The organism is Methylobacterium sp. WL120 (genome assembly GCF_008039465.1).
Classification (GTDB): domain Bacteria; phylum Pseudomonadota; class Alphaproteobacteria; order Rhizobiales; family Beijerinckiaceae; genus Methylobacterium; species Methylobacterium cerastii.
The window spans coordinates 1-24,075 of sequence record NZ_VRUT01000072.1; the positions used below are offsets into that span (position 1 = coordinate 1).

At 65.3% G+C, this 24,075-nt stretch carries 29 protein-coding genes and 5 pseudogenes; 6 read left to right on the forward strand and 28 right to left on the reverse strand.

Annotation, left to right across the window (positions count from 1 at the left end):
- Window positions 1-140 (reverse strand): annotated as a pseudogene (locus FV229_RS14655) (IS3 family transposase); the annotation flags it as partial.
- 153 nt (window positions 141-293) lie between these two features.
- On the opposite strand from FV229_RS14655, the gene FV229_RS14660 reads away from it, so the two are divergent.
- Window positions 294-2,468, forward strand: coding sequence for a DUF4214 domain-containing protein (locus FV229_RS14660; RefSeq protein WP_147752686.1), 2,175 nt, complete (start codon window positions 294-296; stop codon window positions 2,466-2,468).
- 189 nt (window positions 2,469-2,657) lie between these two features.
- Here FV229_RS14660 and FV229_RS14665 read toward each other — a convergent pair whose 3' ends face one another.
- The 15 genes and pseudogenes from FV229_RS14665 to FV229_RS14725 form a co-directional block, all read right to left on the reverse strand.
- Window positions 2,658-3,002 (reverse strand): hypothetical protein, encoded by a 345-nt coding sequence (locus FV229_RS14665; protein WP_147752687.1) that lies wholly within the window; start codon window positions 3,000-3,002, stop codon window positions 2,658-2,660.
- Between the two features lie 207 nt (window positions 3,003-3,209).
- A complete protein-coding gene (locus FV229_RS14670) occupies window positions 3,210-3,539 on the reverse strand; it encodes a hypothetical protein (RefSeq protein WP_147752688.1) in 330 nt (109 codons plus the stop codon).
- A gap of 288 nt (window positions 3,540-3,827) precedes the next feature.
- Window positions 3,828-4,169 (reverse strand): hypothetical protein, encoded by a 342-nt coding sequence (locus tag FV229_RS14675; RefSeq protein WP_147752689.1) that lies wholly within the window; start codon window positions 4,167-4,169, stop codon window positions 3,828-3,830.
- An 86-nt stretch (window positions 4,170-4,255) separates the two neighbouring features.
- Window positions 4,256-4,465, reverse strand: coding sequence for a hypothetical protein (locus tag FV229_RS14680; protein ID WP_147752690.1), 210 nt, complete (start codon window positions 4,463-4,465; stop codon window positions 4,256-4,258).
- Window positions 4,465-4,677, reverse strand: a complete 213-nt coding sequence (locus tag FV229_RS14685; RefSeq protein WP_147752691.1) for a hypothetical protein — start codon at window positions 4,675-4,677, stop codon at window positions 4,465-4,467. Before FV229_RS14685 ends, FV229_RS14680 begins: the two co-directional genes overlap by 1 nt.
- The gene (locus FV229_RS27450; protein WP_187275158.1) at window positions 4,674-4,841 is read right to left on the reverse strand and encodes a hypothetical protein; all 168 of its coding nucleotides are present in this window, start codon (window positions 4,839-4,841) and stop codon (window positions 4,674-4,676) included. Before FV229_RS27450 ends, FV229_RS14685 begins: the two co-directional genes overlap by 4 nt.
- A 28-nt stretch (window positions 4,842-4,869) precedes the next feature.
- The gene (locus tag FV229_RS14690) at window positions 4,870-5,094 is read right to left on the reverse strand and encodes a hypothetical protein (RefSeq protein ID WP_147752692.1); all 225 of its coding nucleotides are present in this window, start codon (window positions 5,092-5,094) and stop codon (window positions 4,870-4,872) included.
- Window positions 5,088-5,423 carry a hypothetical protein gene (locus tag FV229_RS14695; RefSeq protein ID WP_147752693.1) on the reverse strand — a complete coding sequence of 112 codons (336 nt, stop codon included), beginning with the start codon at window positions 5,421-5,423 and terminating at the stop codon, window positions 5,088-5,090. The genes FV229_RS14690 and FV229_RS14695 overlap by 7 nt, the downstream gene beginning before the upstream one ends.
- Window positions 5,420-5,584: a hypothetical protein gene (locus FV229_RS27455; RefSeq protein ID WP_187275159.1), complete on the reverse strand. Its 165-nt coding sequence runs from the start codon at window positions 5,582-5,584 to the stop codon at window positions 5,420-5,422. The genes FV229_RS14695 and FV229_RS27455 overlap by 4 nt, the downstream gene beginning before the upstream one ends.
- A gap of 17 nt (window positions 5,585-5,601) precedes the next feature.
- Window positions 5,602-6,450, reverse strand: a complete 849-nt coding sequence (locus tag FV229_RS14700) for a recombinase family protein (protein ID WP_147752694.1) — start codon at window positions 6,448-6,450, stop codon at window positions 5,602-5,604.
- 152 nt (window positions 6,451-6,602) lie between these two features.
- Window positions 6,603-6,878, reverse strand: a complete 276-nt coding sequence (locus FV229_RS14705) for a hypothetical protein (RefSeq protein WP_147752695.1) — start codon at window positions 6,876-6,878, stop codon at window positions 6,603-6,605.
- Between the two features lie 502 nt (window positions 6,879-7,380).
- Window positions 7,381-7,884 carry an HD domain-containing protein gene (locus FV229_RS14710; protein ID WP_147752696.1) on the reverse strand — a complete coding sequence of 168 codons (504 nt, stop codon included), beginning with the start codon at window positions 7,882-7,884 and terminating at the stop codon, window positions 7,381-7,383.
- Window positions 7,885-7,888: 4 nt separating this feature from the next.
- Entirely contained in the window at window positions 7,889-8,884 is a 996-nt protein-coding gene (locus FV229_RS14715; protein ID WP_147752697.1) for a hypothetical protein, read from the reverse strand.
- A gap of 76 nt (window positions 8,885-8,960) precedes the next feature.
- Window positions 8,961-9,266 (reverse strand): hypothetical protein, encoded by a 306-nt coding sequence (locus tag FV229_RS14720; RefSeq protein ID WP_187275160.1) that lies wholly within the window; start codon window positions 9,264-9,266, stop codon window positions 8,961-8,963.
- 189 nt (window positions 9,267-9,455) lie between these two features.
- Window positions 9,456-9,809 (reverse strand): annotated as a pseudogene (locus tag FV229_RS14725) (transposase); the annotation flags it as partial.
- 74 nt (window positions 9,810-9,883) lie between these two features.
- Between FV229_RS14725 and FV229_RS14730 the strand changes: the two are divergent.
- The 3 genes and pseudogenes from FV229_RS14730 to FV229_RS14735 form a co-directional block, all read left to right on the forward strand.
- Window positions 9,884-10,379 (forward strand): annotated as a pseudogene (locus FV229_RS14730) (IS5 family transposase); the annotation flags it as partial.
- A 224-nt stretch (window positions 10,380-10,603) separates the two neighbouring features.
- Window positions 10,604-10,861 (forward strand): annotated as a pseudogene (locus tag FV229_RS28115) (phage tail protein); the annotation flags it as partial.
- 939 nt (window positions 10,862-11,800) lie between these two features.
- On the forward strand, window positions 11,801-15,628 hold the full coding sequence (locus FV229_RS14735; protein ID WP_246688205.1) for an Ig-like domain-containing protein: 3,828 nt from the start codon (window positions 11,801-11,803) through the stop codon (window positions 15,626-15,628).
- Between the two features lie 36 nt (window positions 15,629-15,664).
- On the opposite strand, the gene FV229_RS14740 is transcribed toward FV229_RS14735, so the two are convergent.
- The 10 genes from FV229_RS14740 to FV229_RS14785 form a co-directional block, all read right to left on the reverse strand.
- On the reverse strand, window positions 15,665-16,321 hold the full coding sequence (locus FV229_RS14740; protein WP_187275161.1) for a hypothetical protein: 657 nt from the start codon (window positions 16,319-16,321) through the stop codon (window positions 15,665-15,667).
- On the reverse strand, window positions 16,302-17,384 hold the full coding sequence (locus FV229_RS14745; RefSeq protein WP_147752701.1) for a helix-turn-helix domain-containing protein: 1,083 nt from the start codon (window positions 17,382-17,384) through the stop codon (window positions 16,302-16,304). Before FV229_RS14745 ends, FV229_RS14740 begins: the two co-directional genes overlap by 20 nt.
- 437 nt (window positions 17,385-17,821) lie before the next feature.
- A complete protein-coding gene (locus tag FV229_RS28120; RefSeq protein ID WP_246688204.1) occupies window positions 17,822-19,123 on the reverse strand; it encodes an MT-A70 family methyltransferase in 1,302 nt (433 codons plus the stop codon).
- The gene (locus FV229_RS14755) at window positions 19,120-19,386 is read right to left on the reverse strand and encodes a hypothetical protein (RefSeq protein WP_147752702.1); all 267 of its coding nucleotides are present in this window, start codon (window positions 19,384-19,386) and stop codon (window positions 19,120-19,122) included. Before FV229_RS14755 ends, FV229_RS28120 begins: the two co-directional genes overlap by 4 nt.
- Complete coding sequence (locus tag FV229_RS14760; protein WP_147752703.1) at window positions 19,386-19,610, reverse strand: hypothetical protein; 225 nt, start codon at window positions 19,608-19,610, stop codon at window positions 19,386-19,388. The genes FV229_RS14755 and FV229_RS14760 overlap by 1 nt, the downstream gene beginning before the upstream one ends.
- An 8-nt stretch (window positions 19,611-19,618) precedes the next feature.
- Window positions 19,619-20,503, reverse strand: a complete 885-nt coding sequence (locus FV229_RS14765) for a TAXI family TRAP transporter solute-binding subunit (RefSeq protein ID WP_147752704.1) — start codon at window positions 20,501-20,503, stop codon at window positions 19,619-19,621.
- 18 nt (window positions 20,504-20,521) lie between these two features.
- The gene (locus tag FV229_RS27795; protein ID WP_210246604.1) at window positions 20,522-21,079 is read right to left on the reverse strand and encodes a DUF2829 domain-containing protein; all 558 of its coding nucleotides are present in this window, start codon (window positions 21,077-21,079) and stop codon (window positions 20,522-20,524) included.
- Between the two features lie 11 nt (window positions 21,080-21,090).
- Window positions 21,091-21,309, reverse strand: a complete 219-nt coding sequence (locus FV229_RS14775) for a hypothetical protein (protein WP_147752705.1) — start codon at window positions 21,307-21,309, stop codon at window positions 21,091-21,093.
- Window positions 21,309-21,749: a hypothetical protein gene (locus tag FV229_RS14780; RefSeq protein ID WP_147752706.1), complete on the reverse strand. Its 441-nt coding sequence runs from the start codon at window positions 21,747-21,749 to the stop codon at window positions 21,309-21,311. The genes FV229_RS14775 and FV229_RS14780 overlap by 1 nt, the downstream gene beginning before the upstream one ends.
- Window positions 21,750-21,849: 100 nt before the next feature.
- Window positions 21,850-22,038 (reverse strand): hypothetical protein, encoded by a 189-nt coding sequence (locus FV229_RS14785; protein ID WP_147752707.1) that lies wholly within the window; start codon window positions 22,036-22,038, stop codon window positions 21,850-21,852.
- A 224-nt stretch (window positions 22,039-22,262) separates the two neighbouring features.
- Here FV229_RS14785 and FV229_RS14790 point away from each other — a divergent pair, with 224 nt between their 5' ends.
- A complete protein-coding gene (locus FV229_RS14790; protein WP_147752708.1) occupies window positions 22,263-22,583 on the forward strand; it encodes a hypothetical protein in 321 nt (106 codons plus the stop codon).
- 22 nt (window positions 22,584-22,605) lie between these two features.
- On the opposite strand, the gene FV229_RS14795 is transcribed toward FV229_RS14790, so the two are convergent.
- On the reverse strand, window positions 22,606-22,839 hold the full coding sequence (locus tag FV229_RS14795) for a helix-turn-helix transcriptional regulator (RefSeq protein WP_147752709.1): 234 nt from the start codon (window positions 22,837-22,839) through the stop codon (window positions 22,606-22,608).
- 98 nt (window positions 22,840-22,937) lie between these two features.
- On the opposite strand from FV229_RS14795, the gene FV229_RS14800 reads away from it, so the two are divergent.
- Window positions 22,938-23,639: an XRE family transcriptional regulator gene (locus tag FV229_RS14800; protein ID WP_187275162.1), complete on the forward strand. Its 702-nt coding sequence runs from the start codon at window positions 22,938-22,940 to the stop codon at window positions 23,637-23,639.
- A gap of 19 nt (window positions 23,640-23,658) precedes the next feature.
- Here the strand turns inward: FV229_RS14800 and FV229_RS14805 are convergent.
- Window positions 23,659-24,075: pseudogene (locus FV229_RS14805) on the reverse strand (IS5 family transposase); the annotation flags it as partial.

Genomic DNA, 24,075 nt, shown 5'->3' on the forward strand with positions numbered 1-24,075 from the left:
TCACGCCGCCACCGGTAGTACGTCACCGAACTCACACCGAGCGCGCGGATTGCATCGGCCACGCTCTGGCCCTGTGAGATCAGCACGTCCGCCTGACGGAGCTTCGCGACGATCTCCTCGGGCTTCGGGTGTTTTGCCATCTCGTCCGTCCTCCAGGCTCAAAAGCCATACCAAAGGGCGGACCACTTCAATGGGGGCTGACCAGCTTCGCGCCGGAGGCCGCTGAATTTGACAAGGCCTAACAAGGTATGTGATTTACTAAAGGGGCAGCGGGCGCGAGTTGGGATACTAGTATGACGACGTACACGTTTAAGCCAAACGCGTCCCAGCAGTTCGTAAATTGGGACGATCCGACAGTTTGGGCGCAGGGCGTAGTTCCCAATAGCGCTGACGCGGACGTAGTATTTATGCCAACAACTTATGCTGGCAGCACGCTCACTTACACCTCGTTCGTGACAATCAAGACTGGAGAGATGTTTACGGTCCGCTCTATCAGCCTGGACCCCATCGACTATTTGACACTAAATGGCTCTCTTACCGTAGAGACTGATTTTACTGCCAGCGGAAATCTAGGTTTTAACGCAGGAGTACTGCATGCGCGCACAATCGAAGTAGGCGGGATCAGCTTTCAAGGGCAAGGAGACGTATTTGCCTCGACCGTAACGAATAATACGCGTATACTTGGCGCAAGCGCTGGTGGCAGTGGATTAAACATCAACGCTGAGAACTTTACAAATAATGGAACGTTGATTGCCGCCTCCGGAAATCTCAACCTTGTAGTCAGCACAGGCGGATTTACAAACCTGTCAGGCTCGACGCTCGTCGGCGGCGCTTATGAAGTCGATGGACCTACAACGGCAAGCATCCTATCGATCAACGCGGGTAGCGTCATCGTAGGAGATAGTGCTAAAATCACGTTGTCCGGAGGCATGATTACAAGCTTTGATCCCAGCGCTGGACGTTTCGTACCGCTGACGTCAAGTCTGCGAAGTGTCGATGCGGCCGGAACTTTAGCTATCATCGGTGCTCCGTATACGTTCGGTCCGCTGGACGTTTCCGGCACAGTTTCAATAGCCGGAGATGGTTATGGAACGGTTGGAACTGGATCTCTAACATCAAGTCAGCTGACCGTGGAGCCTGGCGGGCAGATCAAAGGTTACGGGTCGCTTAGTGGATCGATAATTAATAATGGATCGATCACGAGTTCGCTTCAACAGTATACATTGCACGTAGATGGGGACGTAAGCGGCAGTGGTTTGCTCGAAATTGGCCCTGGTGTGGCTGGTAACCAACCTGGGTTGGGCAACAGTATTAGTCCTTACTACAGACTTGAAGCTTCGCTTGAGCTTACTGGTAATGTTTCTCAAAATGTAAGATATGCTAATAACATTGGTCAACTCGTTCTTGACACGCCGTCAGAGTTCTCAGGCAAGATCGCTCCAGCCCAGCTTGGCGGCGATCATATCCTCCTTCCGAACATGTCGGCTCAATCCATCACCGGTACGTCCTACTCTGGAACTAGCGACGGTGGCGTGCTGAAAATCAACTACTCGACAGGCACAGTTGCTCTTGATTTTATTGGAAACTACGCTGCATCGAGTTTTACTTTTTCCTCAGGGCCACAACAACTATCCTCCGATCCGGCAAGCACGCTGATCGTCATAGGCCCGCAGAACGACTATCTCTTCGGCAAAATAGAACATGGTATTGGATCGAGTAACACCGCAGGCATCTACGCCCTCTATGTCGGTGTTCTAAATCGTGCTCCGGATTTACTCGGAATGGAATATTTTACAGGTCTCTCACAGAATGGTGCAAGCCTAACAGATGTCGCGAGCACCCTTCTTAGTTCTTCTGAGCGCGGCTCCGCCGTGCTCAGTCCAGACATTTTTGTGCAGAGCCTCTACACTAACATTCTTCATCGTTCTGCGGATAACTCTGGCTTAAATTATTTTAAAGACGAACTTGCTAGTGGAATTTCACAGGCCGCTGTTGCTGTACAGATTGCTACCAGCCCAGAGGCTCGTGCAAGCCTTCAACCGGCTTTTGATGCAGGCGTCGTCGTCCCGGATGCAGCCGACAGCGGTGTCGCGAGGCTTTATCATGCTCTGCTCGTGCGGCCACCGGACGCGGTTGGACTTAAATACTTTGAAGACAACGTCCATGGGATTGCGCCGACAGGTGACATCACGGCGATCAACCAAGGTCTCGCCGCAGTTGCAGCTTCCATCTATAATTCAAGTGAATACATGCGCTATCATAGCCCAGGCCCGAATGCAGACTATATTGAGAGCCTCTACATGAATGCGTTGGGACGTCATGCAGACTTGGGCGGTGCATCCTACTTCGCAAACCAGCTCTCTCAAGGCATATCGAGAGCGACAGTTGCTGTCGAGATCGCTAACAGTGCAGAGGCTCAGGTCCACCTTGTCGGTGTGGTTGAAGCCGGAGCACACATCCAGGGCTAGTATTTGATCTCTGGCGATGGAATCGGGCTGGGGTTTTGGTTGTGCTTTATCCTGCGAGTATGGGGACGGGCAGTGTCATCTTTCCCACGCTCTCGGCTCCGAATTGACTTGGGCTGTAGGCCCCGGTCTCGGATCGAAATACGCTGCAGAAGCACGTCTGATGGAGGATTTTAGGGCTGCATAGATGACCTACTGTTCGCATAAGTGGCACCTCGCGGCGTAGGGCTGGGCCGGGTGTGGCTTGGGAGTGACACCCGGCGGCTGGAGTGGACCCCATTTTGCCGGACAGGCAGCGGTTGGGTTTAGAGCGTCGACCTGGATCAGCGAGCCGCACCGCGGGTCCGCGCGGCGCTCGGCCGGCTCACGGCAGGCGAGGACAAGGACGGCCAGCAGGAAGGCGGCCGCCGAGACGAAGGCAAGGCTGTAGGCCTCGACCGGCTGCACCAGCATGTCGGCGAAGCGCTCGCGCGCCGCGCCGATGGTCAGCGCGCCGAAGGTGGCGCCGAGGCAGGCGGCGAAGGCGGGGCGGAGCATGGCGGTACCTCCGAGGGAACGAAACGCATCTCGAACTCGCCGCACCAGCTGGTCGCGGTCAGGATGGGCCACGAGGCCCGCCGTGTGTCTTCGCCAAAGTCCGGCGCGAACATCCGGCACTCGCCAGCCTGGGCGTTGGCAGCGGCGTAGAAGCGGCAGTTGGCGCACGTTGTCGTGTCGCCCGCCGGGGCGAGGATCTTCATCAGCTCACCTCATGACGATCGGCGCCGGCCGCGGCGCTTGGTGCTGCATGCGGGTATCGACCGGGCCCGGGCGCTCGACGGTCAGGTCGGTGGCGTTGTCGAGCACCATCACCGAGACGTCGCGCACGCCGTGCCGGCGAGCGAGCTGGGAGACCTGCGCGTCGATCGCGTCGGCTTCAACGCGGGTCAGCTTCTTGGCCGTGCGGACGACGAGGATGTCGCCGCTCTCGACGTCGAGGCGCTTCACCTGCAGGTCGAGGTTGGCGGAGAGAGGCGCTTTTAGTGTGAAGCGCAAAGCCGAGATCGAGCCGGCAGAAGCCGCACCAGCGCTCAAGGCTGACCTGACCCAATCGTCGGAGGCGATCGTTGCGTGCCGCTCCGCGAGGAGCTTCGCGGAGCAGCCCTCGCGCCTGCAGAGATCCTGCCGGTCGATGGGGCACGTGGAACAGTGCATCTTGTATCTCGGTTTGGCGTGTCGAGCGCCCGAGCCCGAGGCGACCGTTTGGTTCCGACAAGGGACTTATCGGAAGCGGCGGCAGATCGGATCGAGGCGCGAGGCGCGCGATTGCGCCCAGGCGAGAACGGTGCGTCGGAGCCAGCCGCGGAACATCAGCGTCGCGCCTCAGTCGATGCCGTCGTCGACCAGGTCGCGCACCATGGCGTCGCGCTCGACCGCCGTGTCGGCGAGCCGGTGGATGTGGAGTTCGGTCGCGCCGTCGAGCGCGGCCTGGGCCGCGCATTCGACGACACTGCCCAGATGGCCTGCGCCGAGAAGCACGGCGATTCCGTCCTCTTGTCGGCGGACGCCGAGAACCACGGCGCCGGGTGCCTCGATCATGGGGGCTGCAGCGAGGTCGTGGACGATGACGACGTAGCGCCGCCCCGACACGCCGCGCCAGGCGCCGAGAGCCACCGGCGGCGTGCCACGCAGTCCGGACGCGGTCCGGATGCGTACCTCGCGCACGGCAGGCTGGTCCGGCTGGGCCGCGCTTCGCAGCGCGAGGCTCCAAGACAGGGCGCGGCGGTTAGGTGTGAGGCCAGCGCGGCGCATCAGGTCAGCCCCGCTGCGGCATGCGTCTCGGCCAGCACGAACGCGGCCTGCTCGCGCAGACGGCCGATGCTGGCCCGATGGTGCGTGATCTCGGTGGCGATGCGGCGCGCCTCGTGGAGGAGGCGCTCCTCAACCTGCTGGGCCTCGGCGAGGTCCTTAAGCGCCGCGGCGACGCGGCCGGCGTGGTCGGCGAGCGGGGTGGCGACCATCACGCGGGCTTCCGGCGTTCGCAGCCGACCCTCACGTAGCGGCCCGGGCCCGGAGCGCCGAAGGCCTGCGCCGCCAGGACCTGGCCGGCGAGGCCGCACACGGCGACCGACGCGACCGGCTGGATCGCCACATCGAGGGCGTTGTCACGCCCGCAGTCCGGCCCCGAGACCGAGGCGGCACACACGAGGACCACGGCGAGGAAGGTGTTCATCGGCGGGGACCTTCCGAGGCTTCGAGGCCCGAGAGGGCGAGGATGACGAGGACGACGATCGCCGTGAGCAGGCAGGCGGCCGCGATCGGCGAGGTGCAGACGGGCAGGGTGACTTGGCCGACCTGCGGGCCGGCGTCGCCGACCAGGATCAGGACCTCGTCCATGGCGATCACCGAGCGAGAGAGCGTAGCGTTAGGCGGACGCGGGCCCGGCCCCGGCGAGGCGGTGGCCGTAGAGGCGCTCGGCCTCGGCCGAGAGGGCGCGGCGGTGCGTCAGCTCGCGCCGCGCGCCACGCGCCACGTCGATCGAGAGCACCGAGGCGGCGATCGTCCGCCGCACGGCTACGAGCGCGCGATCGGCGTCGACGATCCGGCGTAGGATGCCCGGCAGGCGGTCGTATTCGGGCTCGGTCAGCATCCGTAGCCCCACGAGGTCAGCGCCGCCGGAGCCGGGATCTCCGGCAGCGGCGGCTGAATGGCCCGCGCATGGGCGCGGTAGGTCGAGACGAACGGCTCGCGATGAACCGGCAGCTCGGTGCCGCTGACGATCGCCAGCTCGTCGAGATGGCTGGGCGCCGCGACGACTCGCATCGCGGCCACAACGGCCGCGCCGCGCTGGGCCGCGATCAGCGCCTTCATCGGGCGGATCGCCGTATGGGCGTGGACGACGACCAGGGCGCCGCCCTTGGGCAGGCCGGCGATCATCTTGGCCGCGGCGGCGGCGTGGCGCTTCTCGGCGGCTGTCACGAACGGAAGGCCTCACGCATGGCGGCAGCGAATTCGGGACGGGCGGCCTGCGCGGACGCTTCGTCGGCGTAACCGACATCGACGGTGCAGTCGCCGCGCACGCATCGAAGCGCGAACGGAAGCCGACCCGCGCCCGGCTGGTGCACGAGGGTGATCGTCATCGAGACCTCAGGGAGCGTCAGCGGAGGATGCCGGCGTGCGTGCCGGGCCCCGAGACCAGCTCGGCGTTGCCGCCGGTGATGAAGACGTATTCGACCTGGCCCGCGTACACCGCGTTGCCGAGGATGTAGCTCACGTTCGAGGGCCACCAGCGGCGACCGCGAGGCGACGGGATCTCGTCGTGGTTCAATCCGTCGGCGATCGCCTGCAGCCCCCGGCCGGCGCCGTTCTCCGAGAAGATCCGGAGCACCACCGCCGCGGTACGGTCCTCGATGGCGAGACCGCCACGGCCGTCCGAGACGTAGCCGTAGGGGATACGGCCGCCGGCGAACCCGCCTTTGCCCGCCTTCTGCATCCGGCCGCCCTTGGTACGGTCGACGATGGCGTCACGCTCGTTCTCAGCCATGGCCGAGAAGACCGAGAAGATGAGCTTGCCCGAGGGCGAGCCGGTGTCGATCGCCTCGGTGACGCTCCGGATCGTGACGCCGTGCGCCGTGTCGAGTTCGGCCGAGGTGGTGACCGCGAGGGCGATGTTGCGCGCCAAGCGATCGAACCGCTTGACCAGGAGCACCGAGAACCGCCGGTCGACGGCGAGCGCCATCACCTCGCGGAAGCCCGGGCGCTCCGAGGGTCGCGTGGTCCCCGAGATCCCGGGGTCGGCGATGACGTCGATCAGCTCCAGCCCGACGGCGTCGGCGTACTTCCGCACCGCGTCTTCCTGCGCGTCGAGGCCGAAGCCGCTCTGCGCTTGTTCTTCCGTCGAGACCCTGAGGTACCCGACGGCCAGCGTGCGGACCTCGGCTCGCTTGGCGGTCTGGACCGCATTCCTACGGAGCGCGAGCTTGACGCGATTGCTCTTCGCAGCCACCCGCAAGCCCCTGTTTTTGTTGATCTATTTTCGACGCCTCGAAGGCCTTTACTGTTTCTCTTGGGAAACAGGAAATCGGCCCAGAACGGCGCTGATCCTTGATCTCGGTCACCACCGACAAGGGCGGTTATCGGAAGCGACCGCGCTTCGGATCAGGCGCGCAGCACGCGGTCCCGACGACGTTCTCGATCGCGGATCATCGCGGTCGGGATCGGCAGCTGCGGGCGTCGCGCCGGGGGGCCTTCCCCGTCGCCGGCGTGCCGCGGCCAGGAGCCGGTGAGGTCGCGGTAGAGCCTGCGAGCCTGGTCGCGGATCTCGCCGAAGTCGGCCATGCAGGTTTCGGCGGTGCGACGGTGGCCGGGAAGGCGGTATCGATCCGTCGCCTGGCACAAGCCGAGCAGGCGCTCTTCGATGTCCTGGCTGGTCACGGCCGGGGCTCCGTCATCGGGTCGATCCTATCAGATCGCGCCCAACACGGGGAGCGGAAGAGGGTGCCGGATAACGCGCCGGCGCGCGCCCGTCAGGGAGGGGTGATGGCAGGCTGGCCGCACAGCCGTCCGCACCAGCCTGGCGCTGGATCTAGGTCGACAATCGGAATTGGCGCTGGCATCGATCGCCCACGAGAGCGATCCGTGCGGATTGAACCGCAGGGGGTGAAAGGCCTCTATCGGCCTGTGATCGTGCGGCTTGGCGGCTCGAGCATCGAAGGCCCGGCTCCCCGGGTAAGGCCGCTATGTCTGACTGGTCTGAAAAGCCGAGGGGGACAGCTACTTCATGGCCGGCCTCCGCGGTTGGCGGTCGGTGTTTCCGAAGCCCCCGGACGACGCCGTCCGGAAACGACAACGGCCCCGAGCGGGGGTCCGCCGAGGCCGTCTGAAAGTTCTGCCTCATCCGTATATGTCAAGCGGTTAACCCCAGTCAAGCACCGCCTTAGGGTCCCGTGGGCCGCGCCGGATATCCCATTGCTTCGGCAGCCGCGCGTAGGCGCTCCATCGACGAGGCATAGAGGGCCAGCTTCCCCTGTCCTACGGGCCAGGGCCGACGGGGGCTCGCATTGTCTTCGTTGTCGGAGAGCTTGATCAGGATGGCGCCGAGGTTGCCACTGTCGATGATTTTCGTGACCCGCTCTTCGTAGGAGACGCGGGTCTCCGGCTTCGTCAGCAGTTCCACCATGGTGACGACGTCGGGCGCGTAGCCCGCGTCGAGCAGGTCGGCCGCGGTGGTGGCGGTATCCTCGACGACGTCATGCAGCCATGCCGCCTGGACGACGGCGTCGACGTCGATCGGCAGCCGTGCGACCGAGGCCATGACGGCCCGCTGCTCGGCGGCATCCGCGACCCGCCGGAGGTGGTCGACGTATGGTTGGCCCGCCTTGTCGAACTGATCCGCATGCAGCGTGCGTGCGAGCAGTTCGGCGTCGACGGATGTTCGCATCGGCTCAGCCCGTGGCCGCCTCTGCGCTGGGGGCGGCCTTCACCACCGACTGCTTCCGCGGACTGTTCCGCCGACGATGCGCCAGAAGCCGTTGAACCAGGGCGTCCTCCTGCTGGTTCCGCAGCCGCTTCCGGCTCGACGGGTTGTCGAGGATCCGGCGGGGCTTCGCGGCATCGGCCTCGCCGGCCCACGGTCGCTGCGCAGCCGCCGGCGGCAGCACGCTGATGCTGGCGAGCTTGCCCGACAGGCGATGTGCCAGCAGGTCGACCGCCGCCCACCAGGCCGCATAGTCGGCACGCTCGATCAGGATCGCCTTCGCGCTCTCCCACTCGATCGCGCAATAGGCGCCGGTCGGGTAGCGATCCTTGTCCTTGGCACCGGAGACCTGCTCGATCCCATCCCGGACGACGAAGATCAGCACCTTACCGGTGTTCCCGACGACGGCCGATGGCTCCGGACTCCTCGCGAAGGTCGGACGGCTGCCGAGCCGGGCCTTGATCCGCACCAGGTCGAACAGCTGCCCCATGGATTGCGCCATCGCCGCATGCTCGTCGAGGCCGGGAGGCAGGTGAGTGAGAAGGCCGAGCTCGCCGTCGAAGCGATGGCCCTCGAAGCTCCGCAGCTCCTCGACCGCGGCCTCGATGATCAGGGCGTCCGGGTGCGCCTCGCCCATGGCCGCCGGGAAGCCAGGCTCCCGGCTGAAGTTCTCGACCCGACCACCGAGCGCGCAGATCTTGAACATCGGCGAGATCGACGGGTACCCCTGGGGGCTGAGGTCACCGTTCCCATCGCGCCGCTTCGGCAACTCTTCGCGGTACGCCCAGGTGAGGGCGTCCTCGATGTCCATCACCCGCTTGTTCGGGATGGTGTCGCGGCGCGTGCCGATCGGCGGGGCGTGAACCCGGCTCTGGCGAATGCCGCTGGCGTGCCGACCGGCCGGCATGCGGCGCTCGGGCGGAAGGGCGTGGGTGGTGATGCTGGACGATGCCGACGCGGTCACGGTGGTCCCCGGTGTCCTGTCCCGATCTGGAACGATCGGGCAACATCCACCTGATCCGACCTTAGTTTTCTCAGAGTCAACTGCGATTTACAGACCCACGTGCCTTAATGATCGCAGCATTGATCCCGGACGCGATCTCGGAGGCTGCCTCATCGCGGAGTCGGTACACCGTCGCCGACGAGCCCCATGAATGCGGATGCCGCCGGATCATCTCCTGGAAGCTCTCGCGCACTGCACGGCTCCGTGCCCACGCAAACAGGATGTCCCGCTTCAACGCCCAAAGCTTCGGATCTGCAAGGGAGAGGTAGTCGTTCGGCCAGTTGAGCGGCCGGATCTCAGCCGCGCTGCGCGTCTTCGGATCGGTGCCGAACGCGCGCTTCATCCAGAGCAGGACGTCGCCGCTCGTCCAGCTCGGGGTGTGCCCAAGCCAAGAGGGCAAAGGCGGATCGCTACTATCTAGGTATGTAATACTATTAATATCAAAAGAAATGGTTGCTTGCTTCATTTCTGCACTGCAAGGCTCCGGTCCGAACTCGGCGACCGTAAACTAGGTAGTCGAGCGCAGAAGGTGCATGTTGAGCTGCGCTTCCGACTTCAACGCGACGAACCGCTTTGTCGGACGCGTCGCAGCCTCTGCGATCGCCTCGGCGTCACGGTCGTCGTTCTTCTGAGGCTTGACGTAGGGGCGCACGTATTCCGGCGACATCAGCCGGATGGTGTGGCCTTGAGCGGCGAGCGCCCGGCTCATGTGATGCGCGCCGCAGCACGCCTCCATGGCGATGATGAAGGCCGGAAGCGTCGCGCCAAAGGTCATCACCGTCTCACGTCGCATCCGGCGTCGCAGGACGACCCGACCGGTCGCATCTTGCCCCACCAAGCTGCAGCTGTTCTTGCCCATTTCGATCCCGAGTATCGTAACGGCCATCGGTCCGCTCCATCCCTCGTGTGAGCCACACTGCAAACCTAGCAGTGAAGCCCGGTGAGGGGCGGGCCATCCATAAAGGGGGGCCGGCGACCGGTCCGAACCCGACCGACCGGGGCAAGCCGGGCACAAAACGCCACCTCGTCGTCGATGCCCGCGGCACGCCGCTCATGGTGAGCCTGTCGAACCATCGGTGTTGTCCTGACCGGGGCCAACACGCACGACAGCACCCAACTCGTCGCGACGCGCGACGCGATCCCGCCGGTGCGCTCGGGTCGCCGTGGACGCCCACGCCACAGGCCCGGCAAGCTGCACGCCGACAAAGCCTACGATCACCGCCGTTGCCGCCGGGAATGCCGGGCTCGCGGGATCAAGCCGCGTACCGCGCGCCGGGGCATCGAAAGCAGTCAGCGCCTGGGCCGCCACCGCTGGGTCGTCGAGCGTACGCTGGCGTGGCTCGCCCGCTTCCGCCGTCTGGCCATCCGCTACGAACGCCGCGCCGACATCCACCTCGCCTTCACCACCCTCGCCTGCGCCCTCGTCACACTCAATCAATGCAGACGGTTCTGTTAGACGCTCTTAGCCCCCCAATCCCCTCATCCTGATCAATCTGGTTGCCTGCCCTTTTTGCTTTTCCAGACAAATTTCTTGTTTGAGCGTCCCAAAATCGCATTTTAAGTCAAGGTGTGCTCGATAAGCGATAGACTACCAATTGCCACTGCCCTACGGAGCGGCCATCCTGCAGTTTAGGCTGAGTTCAGCCGCGGGCTGCTCAACTATAAATTGAAAGCATGCTCATGGCTCAGCCTTTTGACAATATCCAGCCGTCACTAGTCCTCAGCCAGACGATTGCACTGAATGGAAGTTATCCGTCAGGCAGCCAAGCTGAAGTAGATTCGTATGCTACAATTCATACGTACGCATTTTCATTTGCGCCTGGATCCGAGACACAGGCCGCAGGACAATCCATTCAAATTCAGCAAAACACAGCATTATATTCTGTATTAGGGACCACTTATGGTGGAAATGCAACTTATTTTAATCTTCCAAATCTTCAGGGTCGACTTACGGTAGGCCATGGGCAAGGGGCCGGCTTCGACAATGTTGAGCTTGGCGCTCTGCAAGGCAATAATAAGCAGTTGATTGCCCAACAAAATTTACCTTCATCTGGTGCTGCCGGCCAGAACATCGACAATCACCAGTCTGACATTGGGCTTAAGTACGGCATATGCGATCAAGGATTGTTCCCGTCCCAGGGCGGTGGTGGCAATGCTAACTTAATAGGAAGCATCATCTCGTATGCAGGAATTCGAGGCATTGAGAATGACGGTCCCAGTAACTACCTAGAATGCGATGGAAGAACTTTAAATATTAGTGACCATCAAAATCTATACTTCGTAATTGGCAATAAATATGGCGGTGACGGCCAAACCACTTTTGCCCTACCCGACTTACGCGGCCGGGCCATTGTTGGGGCATCCGACGGCAATCAATCGCACGCTGTTGGTGATAAGTTCGGAACTGCGGAAATATCCCTAAACGCCTCGCAAATTCCAGGGGCAAACAACTCCAATCCTCAACCCTTCAACAACCAGCAGCCCAGCTTAGCATTGAACTATATTATTTCCACAGATGGAATTTTTCCTAGTAGGAGTGGTTCAAATAACCACGATGGTGGTCAAGCTGTCTTGGGCGAGATCACCGCATTCGCCGGGGATCTTATACCAGGGGGTTATGCCTTATGTAATGGCCAAATGCTCCCTGTAAATCAAAATCAGGCTCTTTATAGTTTGTTTGGCAATACATATGGTGGGGACTCAACATATTTTGCGATGCCTGATCTCCGCGGTCGAAGTGTTGTCGCGTCTGGACAAAGTACGGATGGTGCCAATTTCTCAATCGGACAGAAATTAGGTGCCGAAGTTCATGTTCTAACGCTTGCAGAATTACCGCCCGGCGCTTCTGACCAAGTCCCGCCCACCGTCGCCAGCATCGTGCCCAGCACCATCGGCCCAACCAACGCCACCACGCTGACCGAAACGGTAACCTTCTCCGAAGCCGTCACCAACGTCGACAAGGCCGACTTCGCCGTCGTTGGCTCCGCTGAGGGTACCACCGCCACGGTCTCCTCGGTCGTCGCCACCGGCAATCCCGGCGTCTACACCGTCACCCTGACCGACGTGACCGGCAACGGCACCATCAAGCTCCAGCTACTCAACACCGCAACCGTTCAGGACACCGCCGGCAACGCGCTCACCGCTGGGGCCACCGGCACGGCGACCACCGTCGACCACATCGCCCCGACCGTTACCAGCATCGCGCCGAGCACCACCGGCCCGACCAACGCCACCACGCTGACCGAGACCGTCACCTTCTCCGAAGCCGTCACCAACGTCGTTGCAAGCGACTTCACCGTCACCACCACCGACGGCAACGCCACAGCGCACATCGCCTCCGTCACAGGCTCGGGCACCACCTACATGGTGACGCTCGATCAGGTGGCCGGCGACGGCTCCGTCCGCCTCGACCTCAAAAGCACCGGCACCAGCATCGCCGACACCGCGACCAACGCGATCCAGGGCGGAGCAACCGGAGCCACGACCGCCGTCGACCACACCGCGCCCACCCTGGCCATCACCAGTGACGTGGGCGCGCTTAAGGTCGGGCAGATCGCCACGATCACCTTCACCTTCAGCGAGGATCCCGGTTCCAGCTTCGCCTGGAACGGCACAACAGGCGACGTCACGGTCAGCGGCGGCGCGCTGTCGGCAATCTCGGGCACCGGCCTGACCCGCACAGCCACCTTCACCCCGACCGCTGGGGTAAACGCCGGCACAGCCTCAGTCAGTGTGGCAGCCGGCACCTATGCGGATGCAGCGACCAACCTGGGCCAAGCCGGCACCACGCCGAGCCTGACCTTCGACACGCTCGCGCCCACCGTCACCGGCATCGCGCCGAGCACCACCGGCCCAACCAACGCCACCACGCTGACCGAGACCGTCACCTTCTCCGAAGCCGTCACCAACGTCGTTGCAAGCGACTTCACCGTCACCACCACCGACGGCAACGCCACAGCGCACATCGCCTCCGTCACAGGCTCGGGCACCACCTACATGGTGACGCTCGATCAGGTGGCCGGCGACGGCGCCGTCCGGCTCGACCTCAAAAGCACCGGCACCGGCATCGCCGACACCGCGACCAACGCGATCCAGGGCGGCAGCACCGGAACGACGACCGCCGTCGACCACACCGCACCGACCCTGGCCATCACCAGCAACGCGAGCACACTCAAGGCCGGGCAGACCGCCACGATCACCTTCAGCTTCAGCGAGGATCCCGGTTCCAGCTTCGCCTGGAACGGCACAACAGGCGACGTCACGGTCAGCGGCGGCGCGCTGTCGGCAATCTCGGGCAGCGGCCTGACCCGCACAGCCACCTTCACCCCGACCGCCGGGGTAAACGCCGGCACAGCCTCAGTCAGTGTGGCAGCCGGCACCTATGCGGATGCAGCGACCAACCTGGGCCAGGCCGGCACCACGCCAAGCCTGACCTTCGACACGCTCGCTCCCACCGCCACCAGCATCGTGCCGAGCACCACCGGCCCGACCAACGCCGCCACGCTGACCGAGACGGTCACCTTCTCCGAGGCCGTCACCGGTGTCGTTGCAAGCGACTTCACCGTCGCCACCGCCAGCGGCAACGCCACGGCGCACGTCGCCTCCGTCACGGGCTCGGGCACCACCTACACGGTGACGCTCGATCAGGTGGCCGGCGACGGCGCCGTCCGGCTCGACCTCAAAAGCACCGGCACCGGCATCGCCGACACCGCGACCAACGCGATCCAGGGCGGCAGCACCGGAACGACGACCGCCGTCGACCACACCGCACCGACCCTGGCCATCACCAGCAACGCGAGCACACTCAAGGCCGGGCAGACCGCCACGATCACCTTCAGCTTCAGCGAGGATCCCGGTTCCAGCTTCGCCTGGAACGGCACAACGGGCGACGTCACGGTCAGCGGCGGCGCGCTGTCGGCAATCTCGGGCAGCGGCCTGACTCGCACAGCCACCTTCACCCCGACCGCCGGGGTAAACGCCGGCACAGCCTCAGTCAGTGTGGCAGCCGGCACCTATGCGGATGCAGCGACCAACCTGGGCCAGGCTGGCACCACGCCAAGCCTGACCTTCGACACGCTCGCTCCCACCGTCACCAGCATCACGCCGAGCACCACCGGCCCGACCAGCGCCACGAGCATCACCGAGCGGGTCACCTTCTCCGAGGCCGTCACCGGCGTCGATGCCAGCGACTTCACCGTTACTGCGACCGGCACGGCCAAGGCAGCCATCGGCTCGGTCACAGCCGTCAGCGCGACCACCTACGACTTGGTGCTGACCAACGTGGCCAGTGACGGCACTGTAAAGCTCGACCTTAAGGCGACGGGTACCGGCATCGCCGATGCGGCCGGCAACTTGGCCACCGGCTACACGAACGGCACCATCACCACCTTGGACAACACCGGGCCGAACACGCCGACGATCGCGTTGGCCCACGACACCGGCACAAGCAGCTCGGATCGCCTGACCAACGACGCCAGCCTCATCATCGGCCGCAGCGAGAACGGAGCCATCCTTTACCAGGTGGATGGAGGTGCCGCCTCGTCGAGCTACGATCCGAACGCGCTAGCTGACGGCCAGCACACGGTGTCGATCCGCGAGCTGGATGCGGTGGGCAACAGCTCGGCGAACGCAGTACTGAGCTTCACCCTCGACCGCACGGCGCCCAAAGCCTTGCTCGCCGGGGTATCGGGCCAAACCAACCACGAGACCGGGCACACCCTGATGGGCGAGCTTGGTGCGAAAGATGCCGGCCTCGTCGTCACGGTTCGCGATGGCACCACTGTCCTGGGCACCACGACCGCTGACACTGCCGGTCACTTCAGCTTCGCCTTCACCGACACCAAGGATGGACCGACACATAGCTACAGCCTCACGGCTTCGGCTACGGATGCTGCGGGCAACGCCTCCACCAGCAGCAGCTCCGTGTTTGCCTTCGACTACAGCGCCAACCGTGACCTGTTCGGAACGGTGGCGCATGACGCGGCGAGTCATCTGGGTCAAGTCTACGCACTGTATGAAGGGCTGCTCGGCCGGGCCCCTGACCAGGCTGGGGCTCGCTACTTCGTCGATGCCCTCGACCATGGTGCAACACTGAAGGACGTCACCCAGACGCTCCTCACCAGCAGCGAAGGCCAAAGCCATCTCAACGCCGCGGGCAACGCCGCCTACGTCGAGCAACTCTACGGGAGCGTGCTGGGCCGGACGGGCGATGCTGGCGGCAAGCAGGGTTGGGTCACGGCCCTCGACCAGGGCGCCTCGCGAGCGGACGTTGCCGACGGCTTCGTGTTGTCGAGCGAGCATCTGGCTCAACTCAAGGCTGGCTACGCCGCCGGTGTGTACCTTTCGGATACAACCGCCTCCGCTGTGGCACGGCTCTACCACGGCGTGCTCGATCGGGCACCGGACGCCGGTGGGCTTGCATCCTTCGCCGCGCAAGCCAAGTCGACTGGCTTGGCAGGCGTGGCGCAGACGATGCTGTCGTCGCAAGAGTTCTCAAGCACCCACGGCAACCTGTCGGACAGCGCGTTCGTGGATAGCCTGTACGTGGGGGCACTTGGGCACCATGCGGACATGAACGCGACGGCGTACTGGACTGGTCAGCTGGCGCAGTCCGGCCGGACACAGGTGGCGGTGCAGATCTCGGAAAGCGCCGAAGCCCAGGTGCACCTCGTCGGGGTAGTCGAGCAGGGCTGGCACCTCGCCTGAGACGACAACGGGTGGCGTGAAGCGATCGCGATCGTTTCACGCCACCTCGGCCGGCACCCGCAGCCCGATCTGGCGAGCGAGCTCGTCGCTGATTGGGAGACGGCCCCACATCACCTTGTCCCGACCGGCCGCCGTGGCCTGCGCGCGCTCACGTGCGCGGAACCGTTCGTTCGTCTTGGCCATCTCCGCGCGCTCGGGCGAGATTTCCTCTTCCGTCGATGCGCTGACGTCGGGATCGTCATGGCGCATCTCGGCCCTCACCGACTGCCAGTGCGCGACGGCGTTGGCGCGGTGACCGTCGGTGGCGCCGCTGTCGTAGAGCTCAGCATCAAGCACAGTATCGAGCCGGGCGAGCTCGGTATCGATCGGCAGGAGGATGTGCCGGCACTCGGCGACCACGTCGTGCGAGGAGGGCACGTCCCGGCCGTCCCACAGGCAGCGCCAGCCGGCCTTGCTGAAGGCCTGCCGCGCCCGCTCGACCACCCAGGTCGGCATGTCGCCGAGCGCCTCGAGGTAGAGGGCGAGCCGCAGGCCAGCCGCCTTCTCGGTCAGGGTGCCGTACTCTCGGCTGCGGGCGAGCAGCAGGGTCAGCGCACGGTTCAGTTCAGGACCCGGCGTCGGAACGAGGCTCGCCCGCAGCTCGGCCCGGCGCTTCTCCAGCCAGGCGCGCGCGTCACCGGCCGGAGCCTGCACGGCGGGGATGCGCCGGCGCCGGAAGTCCGCCGGATGGTCCTCCAGCCGGTTCACGAAGGCGCCCGTAAAGCGATCCATTTCCGGCGTCATCGTCGAAGGCGGCGTCGGCAGGCGGCGCTCGGTCATGGCCGAGGCCGAAGGTGGCGAGGATGTCAGCTGGGTCATCGGGGACTCCGATCATGTCGGCGGCGAGGGAGAGCATGCCGTTCGTCGAGCGGCGGGCGGGGGAAGGACCGGTGGCGCGGCGCGTCTCGCGGGCGGCGCGCTCGGCGGCCTCGCGGATCGCGGTGTCGAGGATCCCGTCGAAGGCCAGCAGCCAGTCGGCCTTCCGGGCGATCGGGCGGTGGGCGTTGGCCAGCGACCATCGGCGCATGGATTCGGCTGTGGCCCGGACGAAGGCTCGGTCGAAGCCGGCAGCCTCGGCGACGGCGTAGTGGCGCTCGTCCGGCTCGAAATCGTCAGGGCAGAGGGAAGCCCGGGGAGGGGGAGCCCCCTTGGGGGCCGTGGCCGCGTCAGCGGACGCGGGGGGTAGCGACGAGTCCCGAATCTCTCTCCTGGGGGATTCCCTGGTGGATTCTCTGGGGGATTCCTTTGGGGGTGACTGCAGTGTCACCCGTCGGGTGTCAGCGTTGTCACCCGTTGGGGTGACCGTCGCGGCTTCGGCGCGGCCCGTAACGGGTGACTGTGTGTCACCCGTACCCCCTTCGGCATCCTCCGCCGCACCACCGCTGTCACCCGTCTGCGGGCTTCCGGATCCGGGTGCGCGCCTGCCCGGCCCGGGGCCGCAGCGGGGTACGCCCCGAAGGTGCAGGATGTAGACGTTGCCCTTCCGGTCGCCCGAGGTGTTCGGCTCCACGTGCAGAACGTCGAGCTCCTCCAAGAGCTTCAGCTTGCGCTGAACGGTTCGCTCCGACTGCGAGCACTGGACTGCCAGGGTCGGGATCTTCGGCCAACACCGGCCGCTCACCGGATCGGCATAGTCGGCGAGCACCATCGCGACGAGCTTGGCGACCCCGTCGGGGATGTTGGTCCGCATGATGTGGCTGATGGCTTCGACGCTCATGAGGGCTGCATTCGTTCGGGCAAAAGCTCAGCGGTCGGCCGCAAAGCCGATCAGGCCTCGGGCACGCGAAAACCCGTCGCTTGAATCGCTGGTGCGATCGGCGTCAGGGCAGGGGCGGATGGAGCTCGCAGCGCAGGCCGCCGGCGATCCCGCCGAAAAGGACGGCGTTCGGGATCAGCAGAGGGGACCTGCGGGATGGGTCGGCGTCGGCCGGACCGGGCCGTTCAGTACGGGTCCGAGTTCGAGCACAGCCAGCAGGGCGCGCGAGAGGAATGAGCCGGGCGCGGGGGCCCGCGGGGGAGGGGCCAGAAGCGCTCCGGGAATCGAGACCGATTCCGAGTCTGGACGGAGTCGACGCTGTTCCGCGGCGCTCCGGAGGCCATGCTAGGCTCCGGGTCCGGGTGACGCCTGAGGCGTCGGGTGGGCGTGCGCGCCAGTCATTCCGCGGCCTCGAGGACGGCCGCCGGCGCCGGCTGGTAGAGGTTCAAGAAGTCGGGCCGCTCCAGGCGCTGGAAGGCCTCGCCGTAGGGCGGGTAGCTGCAGGCGCGCACCAGGTCGTAGAAGGCCTCGGGCTTCTCGCTGTTCTTGCCGACCGGCCAGCGGTGGTGCGTCGGGATCGACAGCGTCGCCTCACGCCGCGGCAGCGCCTCGCGCGTGCCCCGGCGGGCGAACAGGACGTGCTCGGTGCTGTTCCGGAAATCCCGGCCGAGCCCGATCTTCGGGTCGTTCCGGGTAAGATCGCCCGTCTCCTTGACCCAGGTGTGCATCGTCTTGTGCTCGAACCCCCAGGTCGCGATGAGCGACGAGGCGAGCGGGACGATATTATTGGTGATCCAGAGCCAGAGGTGACAGTTCTCCTCGGCCCAGTCTTGGACCGGCAGCTTCGCGATGTCCTCGAAGGACATCAAAGCATAGTCATGCCCGCCGGACGCCGAGATGTTGTCTTCGCTCCACGGCGGGTCGATCACCAGCGTCCGGAAGCGGGCCGTGGTCGGTGCGAGGGTGAGGACACGCTGCTCGTCGCGCAGGGTGTGGATGCGCTTCCACGCCGCCTGCGGCCGGCCGGCCTTGTCCATGACGCCGACGAGCTTGCCGAACAGGTCCGGCTCGGCTTCGGCCGCCTCGCAGACGTCGAACACCTTCTGGAGCCAGTCGGCGGTCTCACCCCAGAGCTGGGCGATGGTGCTCATCGCCTTGCGCCGCCGGCGGGCGGGATTGGTGGTCCGAGCTGACGGCAGTTCGGATTCGAGCGCGACGCGGAGGAGGGCGCGGCCGGCGAGGTTGACGTCGCTCGGCTTCCAGGAGGTGGTGACCAGCTCGCGGCGCGCGCCTTCCGGCGGCAGCGGGGTGCACGGGCCGGTCCCCGCACGATTCTCGCAAACCCAGGCCCAACCGACGTTCGGTGCTCCGCCGCGGTCCATCCAGGCAACGATGGCGCCCAGGCGGTCAGGTTCCGCCGATACGACGTCGAAGACCTTGATGACCCACTCGAGCCACAGCCGGCCCTTGCTCCAACGCTGAGCGACGACGTCGGAAGTCCGTATGGATTGGCTAATTTGACCAATCCATCGTGCGGATCGATTGGCTCGCGCAGCCACCTTTTCGACGTCCAGGATCGCGCGCGCTGCGACGTTCACTTCGGACAACGACCACGACCTCGGGCTACGCATCACGCCGTCTTGCGAGAGAGTCAGAGTGGGAGTGGGGAGGGTGCGCGGGCGGGCGCAACCGGCCGTCATGCCGGCGCGATCTCGGGCACGAGGTCGAAGGCGGCCTGCGCGGTGGGCGTCGCGATCGGCGCCGTCGTTGCTGCCTGGTCCGGCGCCACGTAGCCGGCCTCGTGCTCGAAGCGCATCGTCGGCGGGACGCACGGCGTGCAGAACCAGACGTCGTTCGGGAAGCCGCGCTCGGCCCATTGCTCGTTACAGCCTGGACGGTGGCAGGGATGTTTCGCCGGCTGGAAGGCGGGCCGCGCCAGCGCGGGGAGCTTCGAGGTCGCCATCAGCGGCCCACCGCACGGTCGCCGGCGCCCCGAACGTTCGACAGCGTCATCCCGGCGCGCAGACCCTCGAGGCGCGCGGCCGCGCGCACGCCGGCGAGCAGCACCACGTTCACGCCCATCGCTAGGAGGGCGGCGAGCCCGGGATGCACCATGATCGCCGTGAGGACGAACGAGGCGATCGCGAGCCAGAAGGACAGGCCGGGTTTGGGCGTGCGGGCGAGCATGGTGCGGCTCAGTTCCCCGGCTTCGCCAGGGCCTTGATCGCCGGCCCGGCCGCCGTGAAGGCGCGTAGCACCTTGTCGTAGGCGCCTTCGTTGCCGGAGATCCACGCCGTCGACGTGACGAACAGAGCCTCGACCGTGATCGTCTTCACCGGCTTGGTGCCGAAGACAACGCCGCCCGGCTGGATTCGCGGGTACGTCCCGGCCGGGATCTCGCCGTAGCCGTAGACTGCCTTGCCGCGGGAATCCTTGGCCACCCCTCCCATGTCCCAGTCGTCGGTGCCGGCCAGGACGACGCGATCGCCGAGCGCGGAGGCATCGTCCTTCATGAAGGAGGCGCCGGGCGCGCCGACGTAGAGCAGGCATTGCACCTGGCTGCCGTCGGAAACGGCGGACAACGCCCGCACCCCGCTGCGGGGATCGGTCTGCACCGGCCCGTAGCGCTTCTTGTCGGCCAGCACGAAGGCGTCCCATGTCGTGCGGGCACCTGTGCCATCCGGGCCGACCGCGACGGTGTTCACCTTTGTCAGGTCGGTGACGCGCCCAATCCCGCTGGTGCGGTTGCAGAGCAGGTGGGCGTCCTCGGCGTAGAGCACGCCAGCGCGCTCGATTCCGGATAGCGCCTGGGCGTTGCGGGAGGAGAACACCAGCATCGCGTCAGCCTGGACGAAGGCGCCGTCGCACTGGCCGGCGATCATCTTGGCCAGGTTGTCGAGCGAGCCTTGGCTCGCCACGACCTCGACGGGGACAGACGTCGAGGTCCGCTTCAGCAGGTGGCCGGCCTTGAAGTAGTTGCCGGTGTCGTAGCCGGTGCAGAGCCGGAATCCCGGATCGGCCGCGGCGGGGGCGGCGAACAGAGAGGAACCGAGCAGCAGACCAGCGAGCAGCGCGCGCATGGATGATCTCCGAGAGGGCTAGCGGGACGAAGAGGGAAGGGCCGGTGCGCCGGCGGGATGCTCGATCACTGGCGTCGCGAGCTGCGGCAGGACCATCCAGTCCTCGGCCAGCATGTCGGCTTGGCTGGGGAGCCACGGCACGAAGTCCCCCTGCACCGTCCACATGTCGATGTGCGGCAGGTAGTTGAACCTAGTGCCGACCGGGATGCCGGCCTTCGCGAGCGGCCTGCCCTCGTCGACGGTGAGACCGGTCGAGCCGGGCACAAGCAGCAGGAACATGCCCCTGCCGTTCCACCCGGCGCGGGTGACGCGGCCGCCCGCTTTCAGCACCTGCAGGGCCTCGCCGAACTCGATCGCTCGGCCATCGAGGGCGAGGTCAGGACGGGTTGCCTGGTAACCGGACTCGATCACCTGAATGGTGCGCGTGCGGTGCGGGTGGAACGTCGACAGCATGCCGGGCAGGACGAGTGTCCGCTGCGAGGCGATGGCGGCACCAGCCGCGTTCAGATCGATCGCGACGATCTCCGCTGGCGCCGGCGCATGGTCGGGGACTTGGACAGTAACGGTCAGGGTCACGGGGCTCTCCTTCAAGCGCCGGGTGGCGGGTGGAGGTCGGTGTGCTGGCCGCGGGACCAGAGGCGCCACAGCCACTCGCGCGGGCGCCAGATGCTCTCGGGCATGCGCGGGTCGACGAGGTTGGCCGCGATGCCGATCGCTGTGGTGATCCAGAGGGGACCACGCGCGATCGCGCGGAGAAGCGCGGCGAGGCCCATGCGGGCGATGAGGACGAAGCCGGCGAGCTGCATCACTGCCCGCCTTCGATCTGGGCGCGCAGGGTCGCGATCTGGCGCTCGATGCGCTCCCGCTCCTGGCGGCGCGCTTCGTCCATCAGCCACAGCGGGGGGTGGTCGAGGATCACGAGCAGGACCTCGGCGTCATAGGCGCCGACGAGCTTGCCCAGCGCCCAAAGGCTCGGGGCCGAGCCTCGATCGAGCCAGCGGGAGATCGTTGCGACAGGAAGCCCCGTGTCGGCGGCGACGTTGTCGGCCGTCTTCAACGGGTACTTCGCGCGCAGGAATGCCGCGACGCGATCCGCAACAACTGTTCGATCCTCGCATGCACCTGTTCGGCTATCCACCACAGGTGTGGGTAGCTTCCTGGGCGACTGTTTCATCGGCTTCCTCGATGCTGGGTGCATCGAGGAAGGCCGGCCAAACGGGTCGGTCGGGAACAGCGAGGCGGTCATCGGCCAAACCTCGTGAGGAGGGCAGACGATCGATGGTCGAGAGCGCGCACCGGGGCTGCCAGGCTGACGGGTGCGTGCGGGAAGGCGAGGGCGGTTCGCGTCATGCGAGCCGCCCTATCGCTATGGCGACGAGCGCGATCGCGCCGCTGGCGCAGACGACCGTCCGGACACCGTCGACGGCGATCAGCCCGACATCCCCATCGGAGAGGGAGTCGAGCATCCGAAGCCCGAAGTTGAGCGTCAGCAGTATCAGCGCCGAGGCAAAGGCGAGCAGGAAGAACGCTTCCATGTCAGCGCCCCGCTCCCGAAGGAGCCGGGACCCGAAGGCCCCGGTCAAGTCTAGTGAGGAAACGCCCGCCATGGGCTCTCCGGCCGGCGGATGCCCTCCAACCGACCGAAGCTGGGTCGATCCTCAAGGTGCGGACCAGGATCAGTGCAGGCGCAGACAAATCAGAGCGGGGGCCGACGCCCCGACCCGTCCGCGCTGCTACCATCGGGACTGCGACACCACTGATGGAGCTGGAAATGGAATCGGAAGAGACGTTCGCCTTCGCCGTGGAAACGTCGGCCGAGATCGAGGTCCTCCGGCAAGCGGTGGCGTACCTGATGACGCGCGCCCTGCTGCCGATGTCAGCCGCCGGCCGCGATGCGGCGCTCTCCACCTTTGTGGAAGAGGTTGGCGACATGCCGCCGAATATCGACCCGGTGACCCCGGCGGCAACACGGCTCTTCGAGGCGATCGCCGCAGCGATGCCGGACCACGCCGCCCGCTTCGCCGGCAGCGTGCGCGCTGTCCTGGCGCAGTACCCGCCTGGCACAACGTCCACCCACTGAGGCGAGGAGAGAAGCCAGCGCATCACGCAGCCGCTCCGGTCTTGGTGGCATCGATTGTTGAGGTCTGAACGCCCGCCAAAAGGTCGCCGGCGGTAACCTTGCCGCCAGTGCCCTCAACGATTTTCCGAATGGTCGCGCCCCGTGGATCACGCTCCCCCCGCAAAATGCGGGAGATCGTCGATGCAGGCACGTTGATCAGTGCCGCGAACGCAGCAGGCCTGATTCTCTGCTCGGCAAGGTAAGCGGCCAGATCCATCCCTCATGACTTTGCCAAATGGCGAAATATGTCAAGCGTGGATTTGCCATTTGGCTCTGGTTGCCACACCGGGCGTCCCGCATTTTTGCCGGATGGGGATGCCGGAACTCAAACGGCGCCGGAAGGCGCTGAAGCTGTCGCTGGATACAGTCGCGCAACGCGTCGGCCTGTCGACTTCCCAAGTGCAGCGCTTCGAGACCGGCGAGCGTGAGCCGAAGAAGAGCGACCTTGAGCGCCTGGCGGCCCTGCTCGAATGTCGCGTCGAGGACCTTCTACAGGGTGCCTCTGAGGCACGCCCCGCGCCGGCACCTCTGCGCAACCTGCTTCCGATCCCCCTCGCCGGGCGCACCGCCGCTGGCGTTTATCGCGAGGTGGTCGAGTTCAACGATGCCGAGCCAGATTACGTCTTCGAGCCAGAGGACGAGGATTTTCCTAAGGCGCGCCGGTTCGCGCTAGAAGTCGAAGGCGACAGTATGAATCAGGCCGACCCTCCGATACCGGATGGAGCGCGCGTCGTGTGCGTTGATTTCGGCGAGACGGGTCAGCCCTTTCAGGACGGCATGATCGTAGTCCTGCAACGAACAAGAGAGGGCGGCCACCTCATAGAATGGTCAGTCAAAGAAATCGAATTGCACGACGATGAGGTTTGGTTCTGTCCTCGATCGAGCAACAAGAGGCATAAGCCCATCAAGGTGGTTAACAACCCTTCGTCCGACGAGTGGAATACGCTCGAAGTTATCGGTCTGGTTCGCGATGTCTCGATGCGTGTTCGAGCTTTCAAGCAACGACGCCCTGTCTAGGGTCTCGACTCGATCAGCACTAGAAGGCGACGATGGCGGCGAGTGCAACGGCTGAGGCGTAGTTGCAGGCGAGCTTGTCGTAGCGGGTTGCGGTCCTATGGAAGTCTTTGAGGCGGTTGAAGTCCGTCTCAATGCGCTAGCGTTAGCGGTAGCGAGGCTTGTCGTAGCGGATCTTCCGCTTGCGGCCACGCTTGCCCGGGATGATCGGGGTAATGCCGTGCTCCCGCAGGTCGGCGCGCAGCCAATCGGCATCATAGCCCTTGTCAGCGGCCAAGCGACAGATCCGACCGGGAGCCTCAGCCAGCACGGCTGGGGCGGTGGTGACATCGCTGCCGTTGCCAGGCGTCAGCAGGAGGACGCCGGGGCGGCCGAGCACGTCGGTGAGGGCGTGGATCTTGGTGGTCTGGCCGCCACGCGACGGGCCGATGGCCTGCGT

Excerpts from the sequence above, each read along its gene's own strand:
- FV229_RS14660 (WP_147752686.1), top strand. The coding sequence starts at position 294 with ATGACGACGTACACGTTTAAGCCAAACGCGTCCCAGCAGTTCGTAAAT.
- FV229_RS14665 (WP_147752687.1), bottom strand. The coding sequence starts at position 3,002 with ATGCTCCGCCCCGCCTTCGCCGCCTGCCTCGGCGCCACCTTCGGCGCG.
- FV229_RS14680 (WP_147752690.1), bottom strand. The coding sequence starts at position 4,465 with ATGGTCGCCACCCCGCTCGCCGACCACGCCGGCCGCGTCGCCGCGGCG.
- FV229_RS14685 (WP_147752691.1), bottom strand. The coding sequence starts at position 4,677 with ATGAACACCTTCCTCGCCGTGGTCCTCGTGTGTGCCGCCTCGGTCTCG.
- FV229_RS27450 (WP_187275158.1), bottom strand. The coding sequence starts at position 4,841 with ATGGACGAGGTCCTGATCCTGGTCGGCGACGCCGGCCCGCAGGTCGGC.
- FV229_RS14690 (WP_147752692.1), bottom strand. The coding sequence starts at position 5,094 with ATGCTGACCGAGCCCGAATACGACCGCCTGCCGGGCATCCTACGCCGG.
- FV229_RS27455 (WP_187275159.1), bottom strand. The coding sequence starts at position 5,584 with ATGACGATCACCCTCGTGCACCAGCCGGGCGCGGGTCGGCTTCCGTTC.
- FV229_RS14710 (WP_147752696.1), bottom strand. The coding sequence starts at position 7,884 with ATGCGAACATCCGTCGACGCCGAACTGCTCGCACGCACGCTGCATGCG.
- FV229_RS14720 (WP_187275160.1), bottom strand. The coding sequence starts at position 9,266 with ATGAAGCGCGCGTTCGGCACCGATCCGAAGACGCGCAGCGCGGCTGAG.
- FV229_RS14745 (WP_147752701.1), bottom strand. The coding sequence starts at position 17,384 with ATGAGCGTCGAAGCCATCAGCCACATCATGCGGACCAACATCCCCGAC.
- FV229_RS28120 (WP_246688204.1), bottom strand. The coding sequence starts at position 19,123 with ATGACGGCCGGTTGCGCCCGCCCGCGCACCCTCCCCACTCCCACTCTG.
- FV229_RS14755 (WP_147752702.1), bottom strand. The coding sequence starts at position 19,386 with ATGGCGACCTCGAAGCTCCCCGCGCTGGCGCGGCCCGCCTTCCAGCCG.
- FV229_RS14760 (WP_147752703.1), bottom strand. The coding sequence starts at position 19,610 with ATGCTCGCCCGCACGCCCAAACCCGGCCTGTCCTTCTGGCTCGCGATC.
- FV229_RS14765 (WP_147752704.1), bottom strand. The coding sequence starts at position 20,503 with ATGCGCGCGCTGCTCGCTGGTCTGCTGCTCGGTTCCTCTCTGTTCGCC.
- FV229_RS14775 (WP_147752705.1), bottom strand. The coding sequence starts at position 21,309 with ATGCAGCTCGCCGGCTTCGTCCTCATCGCCCGCATGGGCCTCGCCGCG.
- FV229_RS14780 (WP_147752706.1), bottom strand. The coding sequence starts at position 21,749 with ATGACCGCCTCGCTGTTCCCGACCGACCCGTTTGGCCGGCCTTCCTCG.
- FV229_RS14785 (WP_147752707.1), bottom strand. The coding sequence starts at position 22,038 with ATGGAAGCGTTCTTCCTGCTCGCCTTTGCCTCGGCGCTGATACTGCTG.
- FV229_RS14790 (WP_147752708.1), top strand. The coding sequence starts at position 22,263 with ATGGAGCTGGAAATGGAATCGGAAGAGACGTTCGCCTTCGCCGTGGAA.
- FV229_RS14795 (WP_147752709.1), bottom strand. The coding sequence starts at position 22,839 with ATGGATCTGGCCGCTTACCTTGCCGAGCAGAGAATCAGGCCTGCTGCG.
- FV229_RS14800 (WP_187275162.1), top strand. The coding sequence starts at position 22,938 with ATGCCGGAACTCAAACGGCGCCGGAAGGCGCTGAAGCTGTCGCTGGAT.